Origin of the sequence: Bradyrhizobium sp. LCT2, assembly GCF_009931255.1 — a bacterium.
Taxonomy (GTDB): domain Bacteria; phylum Pseudomonadota; class Alphaproteobacteria; order Rhizobiales; family Xanthobacteraceae; genus Bradyrhizobium; species Bradyrhizobium diazoefficiens.
In genome coordinates this window covers 32,237-48,613 of sequence record NZ_CP034432.1, presented here as the reverse complement: position 1 = coordinate 48,613, position 16,377 = coordinate 32,237, and the positions used below count along the sequence as shown (strand labels likewise).

Genomic DNA, 16,377 nt, shown 5'->3' with positions numbered 1-16,377 from the left:
TTGTCGAGGCTGGCCATGGCTGAAGACAGCGATTTTCAACCACGGCCCGGCCGCATCCGCTCCTCGAGGAGCCAGCGGGCCAAGCCCTTCATCGCCCAGGCGCTTGCCGCCGCTCAACGCGCTGGCGGCGGCATTTCGCGAGCCGGCCAGCTCGTCAGCCACCGTCATTCGCGCTTCGGCCGCGGCCGAGCCGCCAGCGTGCGGGCAAACCGTCTGCTCACCGGCCGCTCGCGTCTGGTGACCATCAAGACCCGGGTCGTCCGGCACAGGGCGAGGTCGGCGCCGCTCGCGACGCATCTCGGCTATCTCCGGCGCGAAGGCGTGACCCGGGACGGGGAGAAGGCCCACCTGTTCGGCCCGGGCACCGAGGATGCCGATCCCAAGGCCTTCGCCGAGCGCTGTCAGAATGACCGCCACCATTTCCGCTTCATCGTCTCCCCCGAGGACGCGCCTGACATGGCCGACCTCAAGGGTTTCGCCCGCGAATTGGTCGGCCAGATGGAAGTGGATCTGGGTACCAAGCTCGACTGGGTGGGGGTCGATCACTGGAACACCCAGCACCCCCACGTCCACATCATCGTGCGCGGCGTCGCAGAGGACGGCCAAGACCTCGTCATCTCCCGCGACTACATCAAGGAAGGGATGCGCGCCCGCGCCCAGGACCTGGTCACCCAGGAACTTGGACTGCGCTCCGATCTCGACATTCGTCGCTCGCTCGAGAGCCAGATCGGAGCCGAGCGCTGGACGCAGCTCGATCGCCAGCTTGTTCGCGATGCAAACCAGCACGGTGTTATCGACCTTGCGCCGCGTCCCGAGCAGCAGCCCGATCAATTCCATGCGTTGAAGGTTGGCCGGCTGCGACACTTGGAAAGTCTTGGCCTCGCTCATCAACTCGGGCCCGGCCAATGGTCCATGGACGAGGCCGCCGAAACGACCTTGCGCGAGCTCGGCGAACGCGGCGACATCATCAAGCGTATCCACCGCAGCTTGACCGAACGCGGCATCGAGCGCGGGAGCGCGAGTTACGTGTTATCAGGCGAAAATCTTGACGTCCCCGTCATCGGGCGTCTCGTTGATCGCGGTCTCGACGACGAGCTCAAGGCGACCGCCTATGCCGTGGTCGACGGGGTCGACGGCCGCACCCACCACATCCGGCTGCCCGACCTCGACGCTGCCGGCGACAGCGCGCCAGGCTCAATCGTCGAGCTTCGCAAATTCGATGACGCAAGAGGGCAGCGTCGCGTGGCGCTTGCCGTCCGCTCCGATCTCTCGATCGAAGCGCAGGTGACCGCGAGCGGCGCGACATGGCTCGATCGGCAGGCCGTCGCGCGCGACCCTGTGGCGCTTGGCCAGGGCGGCTTCGGCGCCGAGGTCCGCGACGCTATGGAACGGCGGGCCGAGCAGCTCATCGGGCAGGGGCTCGCCGAACGCCAGGCGCGTGGACTGGTGTTCGCGAAAAACCTTATCGGCACGCTGCGCCGTCGGGAGTTAGAGGATCTCGGCAAGCAGCTCGCCGCCGAGACCGGTCAGCCGTTCAACCCGTCGGCTAGCGGCGAGTATGTGGCAGGCACCTATCGGCAGCGCTTCGCGCTCGCCTCCGGCCGCTTCGCCATGATCGACGACGGTCTCGGCTTCCAGCTCGTGCCTTGGACGCCCTCACTCGATAAACAGCTCGGCCGGCATGTCTCTGGCGTCGCGCGCGCGGATGGCGGCATCGATTGGGGTTTTGGGCGCAACCGGGGGCTCGGCTTGTGAGTGATCCTTCCAATCACCGACGTCAGGAGAGGGCGGCCGCCATGTCGGCGACCAAGATTCTTTGGGGGCAGGTCATCATGGTCTTCGGCATCGTCCTGCTCACGATCTGGGCCGCGACGGAATGGACGGCTTGGCGCCTCGGCTTTCAGCCGCAGCTCGGGCAGCCCTGGTTCGAGCTGCTCCATTTTCCGTTCTACCTTCCGCCTGCCTTCTTCTGGTGGTGGTATGCCTACGATGCTTACGCGCCCTCAATCTTCACCGAGGGCGCCTTCATCGCGGCATCCGGCGGCATCATCGCTGCGGCGGTCGCGATCGGTATGTCGGTCTGGCGCGCCCGCGAAGCGAAGAATGCCGAGACTTATGGGTCCGCGCGGTGGGCGAAGGCAAAGGAGATCGAGCAGGCTGGATTGCTTGGACCCGACGGCGTGGTGCTCGGCCGGTCCGAGCGCACCTATCTTCGCCATGATGGACCGGAGCATGTCCTGTGCTTCGCACCCACGCGATCGGGCAAGGGCGTCGGCCTCGTCATCCCTTCGCTCTTGACGTGGCCGGGCTCGGCTATCGTCCACGACCTCAAGGGGGAGAACTGGCAGCTCACTGCCGGCTTTCGCGCCCGACACGGCCGTGTCCTTCTGTTCGATCCGACCAACGCGAAGTCGTCGGCCTATAACCCGTTGCTCGAGGTGCGCCGCGGCGAGTGGGAGGTGCGCGACGTCCAGAACATTGCCGACATTCTGGTCGACCCGGAGGGCAGCCTCGAGAAGCGGAACCATTGGGAGAAAACCAGTCACGCCCTGCTGGTCGGCGCGATCCTCCACGTCCTCTATGCCGAGGAAGACAAGACGCTCGCCGGTGTCGCAGCCTTCTTGTCCGATCCCAAGCGGCCCATTGAGACGACGCTTGCCGCAATGATGCGAACCGCGCATCTCGGCGAGGCCGGTGTTCATCCCGTCGTCGCGTCCGCTGCCCGCGAGTTGCTGAACAAGTCCGGCAACGAACGCTCCGGTGTCTTGAGCACCGCCATGTCGTTCCTGGGCCTTTACCGAGATCCCGTGGTGGCGGAGGTGACGCGGTGCTGCGACTGGCGGATTACCGATATCGTTGGCGGAGAGCGAGCGACCACGCTGTACCTTGTCGTGCCGCCCTCCGACATCAATCGCACCAAGCCGCTGATCCGTCTGATCCTCAACCAGATAGGCCGCCGCTTGACCGAGGATCTGCAAGCCAAGGCCGGCCGGCGCCGGCTCCTCCTGATGCTCGACGAATTCCCGGCGCTCGGCCGGCTCGACTTCTTCGAGTCTGCGCTGGCCTTCATGGCCGGATACGGCATCAAGAGTTTCCTGATTGCTCAGTCGCTGAACCAGATCGAGAAGGCCTACGGGCCCAACAACTCGATCCTTGACAACTGCCACGTCCGGGTCAGCTTTGCGACCAACGACGAGCGCACCGCAAAGCGCGTGAGCGACGCGCTCGGCACGGCGACCGAGATGAAGGCGATGAAGAACTATGCCGGCAGCCGGCTGGCGCCTTGGCTGGGCCACCTCATGGTGTCGCGGTCCGAGACCGCCCGCCCGCTGCTCACGCCCGGCGAGATGATGCAGCTCCCGCCCTCCGACGAGATCGTCATGATGTCGGGCCTCCATCCGATTCGGGCGAAGAAGGCGCGCTATTACGAAGATAGACGTTTCCAGGAGCGCATCATGGCGCCGCCGATGCTGACGAAATCCAATGGCGGTCGGTTGGACGATTGGAGCTCAAGGCCATTGCCGCCGCGCCCAAGGGCATTGGAGACGTTGAACGACGACCAGACGGATGACGAAGATCCAAAGGCCGCCGACCGCAGGCAGCAGCCGGAACTCGATCGAGACACGGTGGAGAATAAGGAACCACTCGAGAACGAGTTCGCTTCGGACCTCGTGGATGAGCTCGATGAAGATGTCCCGCGGATCAGGCGCATGAACGACATGATGCAGGGCGTGGCGCGCCAAGCCTCCCTCGATCCCGGCGACGATCTCGGATTGTGAGGTAGCCATGATCGGGACAAAAAAGAAGGCTCAGCTGTCGGTCTATCTCGATCCTGATGTCATGAAGGCGCTATCGGCCTACGCCGCCCGGCGCGAGCAGTCGCTGTCGCTTATCGCGGAAGCCGCGATCGCTTCCTTTCTGTCGCCGGACGCCGATGAACGGCGAGAGGCTGCTACTGCCAAGCGTCTTGACCAGATCGACCGCCGGATCGCGCGCCTTGAGCGGGATGTCGGGATTTCGGTCGAGACTATCGCTCTCTTCATCCGCTTCTGGCTCACGACAACACCATCACTCCCCGAACCCGCCGCCAAGGCCGCGAGAGCACAGGCCGGAGCGCGTTATGATAATTTCCTTGCCGCATTGGGCCGCCGGCTCAATCAAGGGCCGAAACTGCGGCAAGAAATCCCGGAGGATGCCCAGCAGACTGACTCGTCCCCAGGCGAGTGATGCTCAACCCCGACGGTCGGCTCTGGATCGATTGGCTGTCTGGCGGGTTGGAGGATAGCGGACGAACGATGTCCGCCGCCGACGGCGAGCGGATCGTGGACCATCCAAAAAGTGTTAGGCGACCCGCGTGCTCAACTGCGAAATGCATGCCCTCCCCTGGATCAACTCGATCAGAGGCGACCCCTGGCCCCGTATGCGACCGTCTGATGCGAGCTATATCCCTCGACGGCCTGCCAGGATCGACTGCGACCTAGCGAGTGATGTCAACGGGATGAGGGGGGATCCTGTGTTTGCGACAATTGTACAAGCGTTGCCAAGATTGCCTCAGTCGAAGACACGGATAGTGTTCGCACATTCACGCTCGATTTCCCAGACTGGTTAACCAATGACCTCGCCATTGAAGCGGGCGTATCTTTAGACGGTGTGTGTCTCAAGGCGACGACTGGCATTTCTTCCACCCGAGTTCTTCTCGACTCCAATCGAGCGAGTAAGCCAGGAGCCAATCAGCGCGCCGCGCCCGTGACTTGCTGGCGGAGTTGCGGCTATTATGTGTTTGCGAACAGGATCAACGAGATTTTGTCAGGCCCCATCCGTTGATCTATCTTCGGTCGGGCTTCTAGAGACAAACCGCCGATGATGAAGACGTACACCGGCTCGTGTCACTGCGGCACCGTCCGTTTCGAGATCGACGCCGATATCGACCATGTGCGGGTTTGCGACTGCTCTATCTGCTCGAAGCGTGGCGCGCTGATTTATCGCGTCGCCGAGGGCGACTTCCGGCTCCTGACGCCCCTCCAGGAGTTGTCGGTCTATCGCTGGGGTTTATTCACTGCGGCTGACTATTTTTGCCCGGTTTGCGGTATTTTGCCGTTCCGCAAACCAAGCCAGCCCACCGCAGCAGAACGCGAAGCCGGCATTCGGCCGTTCGACGGATGGGCAGTGAACGTGCGTTGCCTGAAGGACTTCGATCCGTTTTCAGTGCCCGTTCGGCAGATTCACGGCAGCAGGCTGACAATTGATTCGCCATAGCGGCCCTTGCCATGGACTTTCCGTTCGACTGCACGTGTTTATAATTGGTGATGTTCGTTGGACGTCGGCACTCAAAGAACGAAATCGGCCCTTTCCACCACGCTGAGTTTGGGAGTAGTGCCACTTCATAGCCGAGCATCGGGAAAACCTTCAGAAGATGCTCGTTTTCGACAGGCATCCTCGAAATCATGACGCGTCTCTTGATCGGTCGCGTGGATGGCCGGCCAAGGCGGAAGCGATGAACACGCGTCGATGATAGTGGCGTGCCTGTCCGAGTTCCTTGTCGCCGGCTCGCCTGTCACGCGTTCGAGACCCGCTGCGGCGTCGATCAGGCCGCGATCGAATAAACCCAGCCGTCGAACGCACTCGCTCGCGTCAGGTTTTCAAGGGAAAGATCAAACGCACTGTGCAGGCGCGCTTCAATACCTGTCCCGGGCAACGCGGGAACGCCCGACTCCAATTCCTTCCTTACGACCGGGCGTCCAGGCTCATCTATCGTCGCGTAGCCGCGTCGGCCGAGTTCGGTCAGCAGCGTGGACTTCCCACAGCCGGGGCATCCCGAGATCACGGCGAATCGATCAGATATTCTTCAAGCTCAATTGGCGCTCCAATAGACTTGCCTGATGAGGCGTAATCTCCGCGCCTTTGCGCCTCCGGACACATCACACGTGGACTACGAAAGATCGCCCCAGTGGGGATGAACCCGGTTGCCGTGGTCAATCGGCTGCGTACAAATGGTTGAAAAAGTCGAGGCAATTGCGATTATCGAAGTCTCCTCTTCCGATGCGACCGCGCCCGCCAATGTGTCAATCGGCCTGTAAATTTGGCTCTGACTCAATTTTGATGATGAACGTTCAATCTCGTCGATAAACGTAGCGGTCGATCGTGCTGAAAAGACTCCCGATTTCGACGGGCCCCCGGCCAAATTGGAGTCCGATCGGTAGAGTCATCGCTATTCAATCGTGGCGGCAACCTAACTTGTTGATCGGACTCATTGAATGCGTTTGTGAAGCGATGGAGCATCACCAAAAGTGCGTAAGAGCCAATTTTGGACGCCGATCCCCCGGCTTAGGGGGTCAATATTGCAGGCCGAATGACAGCCAATGCATTTCGCGAACCTGCATCCGGCAACCAGTCGTCACTCACTCCCGTGCTGTGAAACGCACTCCAATTTAATCACAGCCCTGTTCGGCCGGCAAAGAAGGCTTGTCGGGCGAAATTGGTGTTCTAAGTCCCTCAATTGGCTACGTAGAAGCCGTTGAAATTCGCTATTTTTTCTTGCGACGTGGACCCGCTGGCTTGCGGCTTTTAGGCAAGGTCTTCGGAGACCTAGCACCTTTGGGCGGCAGAACAAAGAACTCGGACAACTGCACGTCCAGCGTTTCGGCGATGCGGTCGAGAAGATCAATCGTCGGGTTCTTCGATTGCCGCTCAAGACTACTCATGTAGGAGCGGTCGATCCCGGCCTTCCAAGCCAATTGCTCCTGCGAGATACCCCGATTCACGCGAATCCGACGCACATTCCAGGCTACAATCGCACGAGTTTTCATACGTCAACTCATGCCATGGTGCTAGGCCTCAAAACACTGGCTATAATCCCGCTATTATTTCTTGGTCGGTGTTCCTCGACGTGATCTAGCCTCAAACGCGGCCGGGACCGTGATCGATGCACGTGGGCAGTCGGCGTCCCACGCGCTTCGCACGATGCCCGCGGCTTAGGATGTCGACAGTGTATCGGGGTATTTCGCCTCTAAGCTTTGGCCTATCTCCGAAAAAGCGCTCAAGACCGCATCGATCTGATCCCGTCCTATTCCAGCGTAGATGACCAACCGTACGTATCGATCGCCATAAGGGACGACAAGCACGCCCAATCCCGCTTCACCCAGCGTCCAAGATTTGAGGGCAGGAGCTCCGGAAAGACGTAGAACCACAGGAACATCTGGATCAGCAATGGCACGTTCCGAAAGAGAGCTGTGTAGACGAAGCCTATTCCACGCACCGCTCTCGATCGAGCAGTGCGGGCTGTACCGACTAAGGTTCCGATCGCAAGCGCTAGGAGGAAGCTCACCACCGCCATGACTATTGTGAGACGCAGACCTTCCAGCAGCCATCCAAGCTGCGGCTGCTGGAAGAGAATACTCCAGTTCCAATTGTAGGAGAGCATTCGACCCAGCCGCTATTGAGGGACTGCTTGCGCTTGCAAAACGGTCTCGAGCTTCTCGCTCAGTGGAATTCCAAATTGGTCAAACCACTTGTGGTAGAGAGATGTTATCTCTCCCGAGCGAAAGAGCTCGGCCAGCGTCTTGTTGACAGCCAAGCGAAACGCAGAGTCGTCACGGCGCATCATTAACCCGTACGGCTCGAAGGAGAGCGGGCGGCCGACGACCTCCAGACGGTCGCGAGCCGGCGACTTTTGTCGCAAAGTGTAGAGGATCGCGTCGTCCGAACAAAACGCGTCGGCGCGATCGCTATCGACAGCCAAGAGTCTTTCTGAAAAATTCGAGATGTTTAGGATTTACACGTTTGGGACCTTTAGTTTCTGGACCCATCTGCGCCGCCGAGATCGATACTGCGCCGTCCGACGCCGAAGGCCATATGAACTTGCCGCGATCCAGGCGCTTGGCGTAGAGCGACATGCCCAGCCCGTCATGCCAGAGGATCTTGACCAGATCGCCGCGGCGACCCCGGAAGATGTAGAGATCGCCAGCATGAGGATCGCGCTTCAGGCTCTCCTGGACCGCAAGCGCCAGGCTTTGCATCCCGCGGCGCATGTCGGTGTGGCCGGTGGCGATCCAGACCCTGACGCCGCTCGGGATCGGGATCATCGCCGTCTCAGAAGCTCAAGAACCCGCTGCAGCGCCTCCGCGTCCACGTCCCGGTCAACGCGCACGCGACAGCCGCCCCCAAGCTCGATCTCGATAATGCCGGCCCGTGCACGTTGCGCAGGCGGTGAAGACACCGGTTGTGGCGCGCCACTCGAGATCGGAGCCGCCGCAGGCGTCATCTCAACCGGAACAAGCACCGGCGCGGCATCCCCGCTCAACTTGCCTTCCCGCGCCAACCGGCGCCACGGGAACAATTGGCTTGTCGACAGCCCGTTACGTCGTGCCGTGACCGACACCAGACGTGGCCCGCCATAGCTCTCGGTGACGATTCGCTGCTTTTCTTCCAATGTCCAACGACGTCGAGCGCCTGTCGAGACGACTTCAAGTCGGGAAACCTTCGGCATAGGCATATGGTCAGTCATACGCCTATGTCTTCATCCTCCATCAAACCGCACAAGGCGGTCCTCCCCGGAGCGATACGTCGTCTATGCCGAGTCGCTGGACGACCTAGCAGCATCAGCCAGACTGGCCAGCAGATCTGCAGCGCCAGCTCAACATCCAGCCGACGCTGACCATCCGGCCAGGTTTCCCCGTGCGGGTCATCGTTACCCGCGATTTGGTATTGGCACCCTACGGCAAGGGAGGAACGCCATGACGAAGCTCAAACTCGGTCCGCTACGCGACATCCCGGTCTGGCGTATCTTGATCCATCATGCGTTGCCGAACGCGGCCGTGCCATATTGACGGTGCTCGGGTTGCTTGTTGGGGGAGTGGTCACGGGCTCAATCCTTGTTGAGACGGTGTTTTCGTGGCCCGGGATGGGCAATCTGTTTATCACGTCGATCGGCAGCTGTGGTGCGCTACGGTGTGGCCCTGGGCGGCCATACGCCGCACGAGCTCGGGAAATTCCGCCGAGGATCGGCCCACCAGAAAGAACGTGGCTCGCGCGCATTCCTGTGCGAGCGCAGCCAACACCTTATCCGTGTTCGGCGGCCGCGGTCCGTCATCGAAGGTGAGGACGACTTCATAGTCCGCCATCTGCGAGTTCGGTTTGATTCTACGCTTCATCGCGCGATTCAAACACGGTGCACCTTTGTGTGTCGATATAATTAATGACTCAATACGTGTTATACAAAAGAATACAACTTAAACGTTGACATGGCCGAATGGTATTTCCTATCGTCGCATCCAGAAAACCTCGTACGGCAGGCGTAAGCCATCTTGCGCGCCGGCAGTTTGCCGAAGGCGTAACTGACGATCGTAGAGCGCTCCGTAGGGAGCGCTCTACGTATTTGAGCAACGCGGCCGGCAAAAGCCGGCATCTGATGGCCCCGGCACGCTCCGAAAAGGTGGTAATAACCCGTGCGAGACCTGATCATCGAAGCCTTTGACAGCGTCATCCGCTGCGAGATCGCGGAAGCAGACGACGTTCGCAAGGAAATCGCCCAGCGCGGCGCCTACTGGGCCGGCGACGAGATATGGAAGCTGGGCCGCCAAGTCGCCGCGCTGCGCAAGCGTATCGCCGAGCTGGAAGAAACCGACGCATGATCTCAGCAGACCGCGAGTATCTGCTCGATGCCCCTCTAGAACCGTGGCTTCAATCGCTTCGAGCGGCACCGTGCGCCGGTTATCACAGAAACCAGTTTCCTTCATGCGCGTGCAGATCGTTTGCCTCAGCAGTCATCCACTGCTCGCGCGGGTTTTCGCGGCTGATGCGCTTGCCGGTCTCCGGGACCTTTATGAACCTTTGGCGGTTCCAGATGATCCGCCCGGCGTACTGAAGGATGCCGTTCAAGCGCTTGCGGCTACCGTCAATGGTCGAGGCGTTCCAGGCGCCGCCACGTGGCCCGGGTACGCCTTTCTTGTTCAAGGCAGTTGCGATGTCGCGTGGCGAGTTGCCGCCTTCAACGGCTTCTTCATCTGCGGTGTTAGACTCACGAAGGCTTTTCCTTGCCGACGCATTCGATGAGGAAGCGTGACAGCGCTTCGAACGTGTCAAATCGGTTTATGGTGCGGCCCTTATAGACTTCCTTTGAGAACCAGAACATGCGACGACTGAAGGTGAGCCACGCCGAGGGCATCAAGACATAGTCGAAGATCGCTTCGTTCTTCTCGTCCAGCCGAACCGCGACAACCCATCCCTTCGGCCACCTCACGCGGTATTGCAGCGTCCAGCGCAAGGGCCGGTTTTCATAGTTGCGGCATCTCGCGACCCGAAAGACGACATTCACGACATTGTCGATTCGAAGACATTCAGTCGAAGCATTGAGGGTGGCACTGCGACCAAGTCTCTCGAAGGCGTCTCGAAGGCGAGCAGCATTGCTAAGCTGAAGGGCGGCCCACCGTTGGTGCGACGCGTATTTGTCAAACCATTCTTGATTGCCGTTGTACCCAATAAGACGGTAGATGTTCCGCAGCGCGCCGAAGTGCAAAACATACGATGACATGGACGGCAGTCCCGGACTTGAATTGATAATCGTCTTACTAAGCTTGCCTTTCTTCATCAGGACCTTACGGAGCCGAAGCAACATTTCCTCTTCGGGAATGCTGACGCGCCCCTCACCCATAATCTTTTGCGCGCGCCGGAATGCGTCGCGATGGACGATAGGTTCGATGGCATTCTCTTTTCTGATCCAGAGCTCCCTTGGGTTGCGCGTCACCTTGGCGCCAAGTTTTCTGCTTTTGCGATTGTAGGTCAGAACGCCGATATAAGCTTCGTTCCGGAGGAGGTCACCGACAGCCTTTCCAAGCCACGGTCTTCCCTGGCTATTCAAGATCCCTCGCTGGTTGAGCTCTCGGGCAATGGTGGCCTGCGATTTGTGACGGAGATATTCGTGGAGAATCCAATTCACGATCTCGACTTGATCGGGCGCACCGGGGATGAGCTTGACATGGTCGGTAAGCAAAGATTTGCGCTGGCCGATCGTTAAAATGCCCTTCGGTCTGCATTGATCGTCGACGAGACGTCGTTGGAACGCGTAAGCCGTAGTGCCGCCCATTTTGAAGCCGCGATGCGTCAGCCGGACTGACCCTGCGAAAACTTTGGCGGAGAGTTCCCGACTGAACTCAGCCGCCATCACTCTCTTAATATTCTTCATGATGCTGGCGAGAAGGCTTCCGTCATTGTCGAATTGCTCCGCGCAATAAGCAACCTCGACGCCCGCCCTGCGGCAGATGAACTCGTAGTGCGCGCTCTCGTCAACGTCCTGAAAGCGTCCCCATCGGCTCACGTCGAAGACAAGCAGATGAGCGAAGTCAGCGCGTCCCGATTGCACGTCTTCAACCAGTTCGGTAAGGCCCCCCCGGTTTTCGATTCTGAGGCCGCTTTCTCCCTCGTCACGATAGGTGTGGACGATGGTTAGCTTGTGAAGTTCGGCGTAGGTCGCGATGACCACTGCCTGATTCTCAATCGAGTATTGCTGGTAATCCGTCGACATGCGGACATACTGCGCCGCCCGTCGCGCTTTCTGCGACTGAGGCAGACGTTTCGCGTGTACAACAAGGGTGTTCCCCATGTTGCCTCCCCGCGGCTATATCGCGCCGCGCTGTATTGCGCATCGCAAACCATTTAGGCGCATCATCAAGTCCGCGCCATCGGAAAGTGTATTCAGAAAGAGTCAACTGCTATGTCGTTTTTCTTGAAAGCACGTTGCGGCGGGCGAAGCGAGCTGCAGAGAAATGCGGGTTTGCGCTTTTGGGCCCGTAGCCGACATGTCCGGCGCAGCTCTTTCGTCTGCTTCTGACGAGGCAACCAGCAGGATATCGTCGTTGTCCTTGTCGATGATGTTGAACGCCCATCCATCATGGCTGTGGCGATCGCCACGTCGGCCTTCTTCTCCTTATTGCCGCTATTCTTGTTGTAGACGTGGGTCTTGAAGCCGGCCTTGTCGACCATCTTCCAGAATGAGTCGCCGGGGAGGTGAACCCCACATACCGCCCGTCAGCTGGCAAACCGACAGCGCTGGCAGCAATTTAGGATTGGATGAATTCTTCAAGCTCGTCGATCATCGTTTACCGGGTTTGATTCCTCCGAAAGGATATCAATGGCCTCGAGCCTTGCGTCATACTCCTCGTATGTGCCGAGCAGGGCTTGGCCAACTGTCAAGTTGTGCACGGGATCGATAATCGAGGGGAGTCGTAAGTTAGGGAGGTTGGTCCAGTAAATAGAACTTCTTCGCCACGCTCGTCGCGTCGCAACGTTCGGTCCGTACACCATTTGACGAGTTGCGTGACCTCTCCCTTCCCGGACTCAATGATGGGCGGCAGCTGCCGAACCGAGTAGAAATTCGTCCGCGCAGAATACATCTGCCGCGAATCCGAGCTCATGCGCTCGTCTGGTTGAGCGGTAAGGGTCAGCAGGCGCTTGCCTTTCGGACGCTCGAGCGTACCCTGAATTAGACCGCCTTCTCTGATCAGTCTAATGTGCGCCAGCTTTTTTGGAGCACCAAGAACCTCTCGTCCCGAGGCGAGAGCTGCATCATTTACCGTCACGTAAATGTAAGGGATGTAGTAGCCAGTCTCGCCGTCGGGATCACGAACTTGAATTCCTGAATAGCACTCCAAGTATGGCCCGACAGTGCTTGAGCGATAGCTCGCGACCCCCACAATGGCGATTGCAGGGTTTGCTGCAGGTGCTAGTGGTTCATCACAGTGATTTTGACGTTTTGATACCGAGCCATTCGAGGATCGGCAAGCTTTCCGGTGGCACGAGGATTTCGATGCTTCTGGGGACGCCGGGTTGACGTCGGATGAAGCCGTTTCGTTCGAGGGTGACGATCATCTGATGGACCGAAGGCGGGCTGACGCGGAAGTGGCGCTGGATGTCGGCTTCGGCGGGGGGACGTCCGAACATATGGGCGTAGGTATGGATGAAGGCCAGGTAATAACCCTGCTTCTCGGTGAAGCGCGCGCCTGATTTTTGACTCATCGTTGGATTCGTCCCGGCCTCCGACAAGGAGGCAAAGCATGAATGTACGTTATCGGGTCGAATTGAGCCAAGCCGAGCGCGACGAACTGACGGCGATGCTCGGCGGCGGCAAGCACGCCGCCCGCAAGCTTAAGCGGGCGCAGATTTTGCTGGCGGCCGATGGAGGCTGCCGCGACGAGGAGATTGCCCGGACCGTGAGTGTCAGCCTCTCCACCGTCGGCCGGACCAGGCGCCGCTTCGTGGAAGGCAATATGGAGCGGGCCCTGAGCGAGGAGCCGCGTCCGGGCGCTGAGCGCAAGCTGACCGGCAAGGAGGAAGCCCTGCTGGTGGCGACCGCATGCGCCAAGCCGCCCGCTGGCTGCAAACGCTGGACGCTGACGCTGCTGGCCGACACGATGGTCAAGCTCACCGATCACAACAGCCTGTCGGGCGAGACCGTGCGTCGCCGGCTGGCCGAGAACGACCTCAAGCCGTGGCGCAGGGACATGTGGTGCATTCCCCATGTCGACGGCGAATACGTTGCCCGCATGGAGGACGTGCTCGACCTCTACGCCGAGACGCAGAATCCCGCCCGGCCGCTGGTCTGCTTCGACGAGACCCCCATCCAGCTGATCGGCGAGGTGCGCCAGCCGGTCCCGGCCCAACCGGGACAGCGCGAGCGCTACGATTACGAGTATCGCCGCAACGGCACCGCCAATCTCTTCGTCACCTTCGATCCACATCGGGGCTGGCGCAACGTCAAGGTCACCGACCGCCGCGCCGCCGTGGACTACGCCCACTGCATGCGTGATCTCGTCGACGTCCATTATCCCGACGCCGCCTGCATCCGTGTCGTGCAGGACAATTTGTCGATCCACAAGCCTGGGGCGCTGTATGAGGCCTTCGCGCCCGCCGAGGCCCGGCGCATCCTGCGCCGCCTCGAATTCCACTTCACCCCGAAGCACGCCAGTTGGCTCAATATGGTCGAGTGCGAGATCAGCGTGCTACAGCGTCAGTGTCTCGGCCGCCGCATCGACGATCCCAAAAGGCTCCGAAACGAGATCGCAGCATGGCAAAAGAGGCGGAATAAAACCCGAGCCCGCATCAAATGGATGTTCACAACAGAAAAAGCCCGCACCAAACTCGGCCGCGCCTATCCAGCCACCGCCAAAGAGTCATAATCACTGTGATGAACCACTAGTTCCTTCGGCAATAAACAATTCGCCTCGTGCCCCACGCTGAACATAAGGTTTATGGCTTGGCAGCCGAGAAACGCACCGCCACGATTTTTGCCCCCATGGTAAAGAGGCGCATCAAGCGGAATGCCTTTGACGTCGGGCATCGCATCCTCCTTGATCTCAGAACAATTCGCGCGGTTGGAGATTGAGCTGTTCATCTCACCGCGCCTCTCCGGTTGTTGAAGCGCCCCTGAAGCGACTGTACTGCGCTGGCAGCGATGTGGGTTCGGTAGTCCGTGCGGCACATCGATCCGGTGACAGCGATCTTCGCTGCGCGAGGCCGCAGTGCCGTTTCTGCGCCTTGCACCTCAATCCGCCGGATTAAACGATCCGAAAACATCCAATACGCTTGACCTTTTCCATTCTAGAAGCCGGCAGCTGTCCTGTGCTGCCGAATGCGCCTGATTGTGCATCCATTCCGGCGGAGCGTGCTCAAAGATGATGACATCAAGGCGAGTGGGTGATTCCTATTTGTCTATCAATCGTTATGCAACGTCGATGCCAGGCACCTCGTGCAGTTATACGGCTCACTGGCTGACGTCAAATTGGGCACGAGTGACCCGACAACTTTCGACTCTTGTTCTGTTGCCTTCCCTCGCTTGTCCGATTGACGACGCGATGTCGAAAGCCCGCCATAATCAAGTATCCGGACAGAAAGTCGATGAGGCTCTCTCACGAGTTTTCGCAACAGCATGGCTATCGCCATTGTGTCTTGATTAAACCAGATCGGCGTAACATTATCGCTGCGCATGGTCGAAAACGCAGGCCCTGACATCACCGTCTCGGTAGAGAGTCGGAAGACCTCCAGCGCCTGTGAAAGAGTCACGTGAGGCTGACTTCCCATCAGAGTCTCGGCGCGCCGATTGCACGGAATGGATACTCCAATTCGCAAGACTTAGGAGAACCTCATGCGTTCTGCGCCCCACTTTTCGATCCACAAGGAGCTCAGCACCGTTCGGCACCGGTATCGCTCCGCTCGCGGGTACCGATCCTATCTCCGAAACCGGAGGAAATTCGGTCGCAAATTGTCGGCGTCTAGAAGGTGGGGTAGTTCGGCAAAGCCAATGCAACAATCCGAAGGATGGCTAACGCCTGAGCGGCGGAAGCATGTTCGCGACGTGAAATCGTTATCGAAGTGCTTTAGCGCCAATTTACACGGGTACTGCGCACAGGCTTTGGGAATCAAAGATGATACGTAGCAGAGGGCAGATCGCCAAGAGTCCGGGGCGTGGTGCAGACCGCAACTCTTGGCTTGCCCGACTTTCAATGCTCGTTCTCAACCATTTTGATCAACACGCCCGTCATCCTTTTTGATGCTGAAAACCCCTGCACCGCCACTGATCGAGGGAACCAAGAGTTATGGGACGTGTGAGCGAAAAAGTCATTTTGGTAACCGGCGGGGCTCGAGGGATGGGGGCCGCTCATGCGCGCCTGCTGGTAGCCGAGGGCGCGAAAGTCGTGATCACCGATATTCTTGACAATGAAGGAGCGACTTTCGCGGCCGAACTTGGCCCATCCGCGATCTATGTGCGTCAAGACGTCGCTCAGCCAGGGGAATGGTGCCAGGCGATTGCGGCTGCGGAGGGCAAGTTCGGCGCGCTGCACGGCCTCGTCAACAATGCAGGCATAGCGAGTATGGCTCCCATCGAGCGGTTCCCGCTCGAGCAGTGGGAGAAGACCCTGGCTGTCAATCTCACCGGTGTATTCTTGGGAATGCAGACTGCCCTACCTGCGATGCGCCGCGCGGGCGGAGGCTCGATCGTCAACATCTCGTCGGTCGAGGGGATGAGGGGTAGTCCTGGGCTTCACGCCTATGTTGCTTCCAAGTTCGGCGTGCGGGGCATAACGAAGTCCGCTGCCTTGGAGGCCGCCGCGTCCGGCGTTCGCATAAACTCTATCCATCCGGGCTTCATCAACACTCGGATGACAGAGAACATCGATCTTTCCAGTTTTCCAATTCCGCTCGCGCGGCCAGCCGAGCCGCAGGAAGTGTCACAGGCAGTCTTGTTCCTGCTTAGCGACGAGTCCTCTTATCTTACCGGCTCCGAAATCGTCGTCGATGGCGGTCTGACGATCGGCGTCCCGCAGAAGGGTCAGGCGGTCGAAAACATCTTCTGACTATCAGCGGACGGATTGTCACATCAAACGAGAT

20 protein-coding genes and 2 pseudogenes are annotated in these 16,377 nt (G+C 59.5%); 9 read left to right on the top strand and 13 right to left on the bottom strand.

Features of this window, described 5'->3' with window-relative positions; all coding sequences use genetic code 11:
* Window positions 1-15: 15 nt before the first annotated feature.
* The 5 genes and pseudogenes from EI171_RS01110 to EI171_RS01090 all read left to right on the top strand — a co-directional run bounded on the left by EI171_RS01110 (window position 16) and on the right by EI171_RS01090 (window position 5,256).
* A complete protein-coding gene (locus EI171_RS01110) occupies window positions 16-1,755 on the top strand; it encodes a VirD2 family relaxase/mobilization nuclease (RefSeq protein WP_161532346.1) in 1,740 nt (579 codons plus the stop codon).
* A 41-nt stretch (window positions 1,756-1,796) separates the two neighbouring features.
* The gene (locus EI171_RS01105) at window positions 1,797-3,779 is read left to right on the top strand and encodes a conjugal transfer protein TraG (RefSeq protein WP_161532345.1); all 1,983 of its coding nucleotides are present in this window, start codon (window positions 1,797-1,799) and stop codon (window positions 3,777-3,779) included.
* Window positions 3,780-3,786: 7 nt separating this feature from the next.
* Window positions 3,787-4,227, top strand: a complete 441-nt coding sequence (locus EI171_RS01100) for a ribbon-helix-helix protein, CopG family (protein WP_011082874.1) — start codon at window positions 3,787-3,789, stop codon at window positions 4,225-4,227.
* Window positions 4,224-4,325 (top strand): annotated as a pseudogene (locus tag EI171_RS45350) (P-type conjugative transfer ATPase TrbB); the annotation flags it as partial. The gene EI171_RS01100 and the pseudogene EI171_RS45350, both read left to right, overlap by 4 nt.
* A 535-nt stretch (window positions 4,326-4,860) precedes the next feature.
* Window positions 4,861-5,256 (top strand): GFA family protein, encoded by a 396-nt coding sequence (locus tag EI171_RS01090; protein ID WP_014490264.1) that lies wholly within the window; start codon window positions 4,861-4,863, stop codon window positions 5,254-5,256.
* Window positions 5,257-5,584: 328 nt separating this feature from the next.
* On the opposite strand, the gene EI171_RS45345 is transcribed toward EI171_RS01090, so the two are convergent.
* The 6 genes from EI171_RS45345 to EI171_RS01060 form a co-directional block, all read right to left on the bottom strand.
* Window positions 5,585-5,824: an AAA family ATPase gene (locus EI171_RS45345; RefSeq protein WP_011082871.1), complete on the bottom strand. Its 240-nt coding sequence runs from the start codon at window positions 5,822-5,824 to the stop codon at window positions 5,585-5,587.
* A gap of 700 nt (window positions 5,825-6,524) precedes the next feature.
* Window positions 6,525-6,806 carry a helix-turn-helix domain-containing protein gene (locus tag EI171_RS01080; protein WP_011082870.1) on the bottom strand — a complete coding sequence of 94 codons (282 nt, stop codon included), beginning with the start codon at window positions 6,804-6,806 and terminating at the stop codon, window positions 6,525-6,527.
* Window positions 6,807-7,063: 257 nt separating this feature from the next.
* The gene (locus EI171_RS01075; RefSeq protein WP_011082869.1) at window positions 7,064-7,420 is read right to left on the bottom strand and encodes an ABC transporter permease subunit; all 357 of its coding nucleotides are present in this window, start codon (window positions 7,418-7,420) and stop codon (window positions 7,064-7,066) included.
* Between the two features lie 12 nt (window positions 7,421-7,432).
* A complete protein-coding gene (locus EI171_RS01070; RefSeq protein WP_246740421.1) occupies window positions 7,433-7,738 on the bottom strand; it encodes a transporter substrate-binding domain-containing protein in 306 nt (101 codons plus the stop codon).
* Window positions 7,725-8,081, bottom strand: coding sequence for an IS66 family insertion sequence element accessory protein TnpB (tnpB, locus tag EI171_RS01065; protein ID WP_161532344.1), 357 nt, complete (start codon window positions 8,079-8,081; stop codon window positions 7,725-7,727). Before tnpB ends, EI171_RS01070 begins: the two co-directional genes overlap by 14 nt.
* The gene (locus tag EI171_RS01060) at window positions 8,078-8,503 is read right to left on the bottom strand and encodes a transposase (protein WP_246740420.1); all 426 of its coding nucleotides are present in this window, start codon (window positions 8,501-8,503) and stop codon (window positions 8,078-8,080) included. The genes tnpB and EI171_RS01060 overlap by 4 nt, the downstream gene beginning before the upstream one ends.
* Before the next feature lie 78 nt (window positions 8,504-8,581).
* On the opposite strand from EI171_RS01060, the pseudogene EI171_RS46595 reads away from it, so the two are divergent.
* Window positions 8,582-8,736: pseudogene (locus EI171_RS46595) on the top strand (TrbI/VirB10 family protein); the annotation flags it as partial.
* Between the two features lie 179 nt (window positions 8,737-8,915).
* Here EI171_RS46595 and EI171_RS01050 read toward each other — a convergent pair.
* Window positions 8,916-9,119 (bottom strand): polysaccharide deacetylase family protein, encoded by a 204-nt coding sequence (locus tag EI171_RS01050; protein ID WP_223154120.1) that lies wholly within the window; start codon window positions 9,117-9,119, stop codon window positions 8,916-8,918.
* 324 nt (window positions 9,120-9,443) lie between these two features.
* Here EI171_RS01050 and EI171_RS01045 point away from each other — a divergent pair, with 324 nt between their 5' ends.
* Window positions 9,444-9,629 carry a hypothetical protein gene (locus EI171_RS01045; RefSeq protein WP_011082864.1) on the top strand — a complete coding sequence of 62 codons (186 nt, stop codon included), beginning with the start codon at window positions 9,444-9,446 and terminating at the stop codon, window positions 9,627-9,629.
* Between the two features lie 82 nt (window positions 9,630-9,711).
* Here the strand turns inward: EI171_RS01045 and EI171_RS01040 are convergent, their stop codons facing one another.
* The 5 genes from EI171_RS01040 to EI171_RS01020 all read right to left on the bottom strand — a co-directional run bounded on the left by EI171_RS01040 (window position 9,712) and on the right by EI171_RS01020 (window position 13,008).
* Complete coding sequence (locus EI171_RS01040; protein WP_014490262.1) at window positions 9,712-9,951, bottom strand: recombinase family protein; 240 nt, start codon at window positions 9,949-9,951, stop codon at window positions 9,712-9,714.
* 64 nt (window positions 9,952-10,015) lie between these two features.
* The gene (locus tag EI171_RS01035; RefSeq protein WP_161532343.1) at window positions 10,016-11,596 is read right to left on the bottom strand and encodes a recombinase family protein; all 1,581 of its coding nucleotides are present in this window, start codon (window positions 11,594-11,596) and stop codon (window positions 10,016-10,018) included.
* A gap of 92 nt (window positions 11,597-11,688) precedes the next feature.
* Entirely contained in the window at window positions 11,689-11,976 is a 288-nt protein-coding gene (locus EI171_RS01030) for a hypothetical protein (protein WP_011082861.1), read from the bottom strand.
* 206 nt (window positions 11,977-12,182) lie between these two features.
* The gene (locus EI171_RS01025) at window positions 12,183-12,686 is read right to left on the bottom strand and encodes an acetoacetate decarboxylase family protein (protein ID WP_246740419.1); all 504 of its coding nucleotides are present in this window, start codon (window positions 12,684-12,686) and stop codon (window positions 12,183-12,185) included.
* Window positions 12,687-12,726: 40 nt separating this feature from the next.
* Window positions 12,727-13,008: a LexA family transcriptional regulator gene (locus EI171_RS01020; RefSeq protein ID WP_126262178.1), complete on the bottom strand. Its 282-nt coding sequence runs from the start codon at window positions 13,006-13,008 to the stop codon at window positions 12,727-12,729.
* A 38-nt stretch (window positions 13,009-13,046) separates the two neighbouring features.
* Here EI171_RS01020 and EI171_RS01015 point away from each other — a divergent pair, with 38 nt between their 5' ends.
* The gene (locus tag EI171_RS01015; protein WP_161532241.1) at window positions 13,047-14,168 is read left to right on the top strand and encodes an IS630 family transposase; all 1,122 of its coding nucleotides are present in this window, start codon (window positions 13,047-13,049) and stop codon (window positions 14,166-14,168) included.
* Here the strand turns inward: EI171_RS01015 and EI171_RS01010 are convergent.
* Complete coding sequence (locus tag EI171_RS01010) at window positions 14,141-14,329, bottom strand: hypothetical protein (protein ID WP_202633238.1); 189 nt, start codon at window positions 14,327-14,329, stop codon at window positions 14,141-14,143. The two genes, EI171_RS01015 and EI171_RS01010, sit on opposite strands and share 28 nt — an antisense overlap.
* 1,255 nt (window positions 14,330-15,584) lie before the next feature.
* On the opposite strand from EI171_RS01010, the gene EI171_RS01005 reads away from it, so the two are divergent.
* Complete coding sequence (locus EI171_RS01005; protein ID WP_161532342.1) at window positions 15,585-16,343, top strand: glucose 1-dehydrogenase; 759 nt, start codon at window positions 15,585-15,587, stop codon at window positions 16,341-16,343.
* Window positions 16,344-16,377 lie beyond the last annotated feature (34 nt).

Coding starts and splice junctions, on each gene's coding strand:
- EI171_RS01110 (WP_161532346.1), top strand. CDS start 16: ATGGCTGAAGACAGCGATTTTCAACCACGGCCCGGCCGCATCCGCTCC.
- EI171_RS01020 (WP_126262178.1), bottom strand. CDS start 13,008: ATGAGTCAAAAATCAGGCGCGCGCTTCACCGAGAAGCAGGGTTATTAC.
- EI171_RS01060 (WP_246740420.1), bottom strand. CDS start 8,503: ATGACTGACCATATGCCTATGCCGAAGGTTTCCCGACTTGAAGTCGTC.
- EI171_RS01005 (WP_161532342.1), top strand. CDS start 15,585: ATGGGACGTGTGAGCGAAAAAGTCATTTTGGTAACCGGCGGGGCTCGA.
- EI171_RS01050 (WP_223154120.1), bottom strand. CDS start 9,119: ATGGCGGACTATGAAGTCGTCCTCACCTTCGATGACGGACCGCGGCCG.
- EI171_RS01080 (WP_011082870.1), bottom strand. CDS start 6,806: ATGAAAACTCGTGCGATTGTAGCCTGGAATGTGCGTCGGATTCGCGTG.
- EI171_RS01100 (WP_011082874.1), top strand. CDS start 3,787: ATGATCGGGACAAAAAAGAAGGCTCAGCTGTCGGTCTATCTCGATCCT.
- EI171_RS01075 (WP_011082869.1), bottom strand. CDS start 7,420: ATGCTCTCCTACAATTGGAACTGGAGTATTCTCTTCCAGCAGCCGCAG.
- EI171_RS01035 (WP_161532343.1), bottom strand. CDS start 11,596: ATGGGGAACACCCTTGTTGTACACGCGAAACGTCTGCCTCAGTCGCAG.
- EI171_RS01105 (WP_161532345.1), top strand. CDS start 1,797: ATGTCGGCGACCAAGATTCTTTGGGGGCAGGTCATCATGGTCTTCGGC.
- EI171_RS01010 (WP_202633238.1), bottom strand. CDS start 14,329: ATGCCCGACGTCAAAGGCATTCCGCTTGATGCGCCTCTTTACCATGGG.
- EI171_RS01015 (WP_161532241.1), top strand. CDS start 13,047: ATGAATGTACGTTATCGGGTCGAATTGAGCCAAGCCGAGCGCGACGAA.
- tnpB (WP_161532344.1), bottom strand. CDS start 8,081: ATGATCCCGATCCCGAGCGGCGTCAGGGTCTGGATCGCCACCGGCCAC.
- EI171_RS01030 (WP_011082861.1), bottom strand. CDS start 11,976: ATGGTCGACAAGGCCGGCTTCAAGACCCACGTCTACAACAAGAATAGC.
- EI171_RS01090 (WP_014490264.1), top strand. CDS start 4,861: ATGATGAAGACGTACACCGGCTCGTGTCACTGCGGCACCGTCCGTTTC.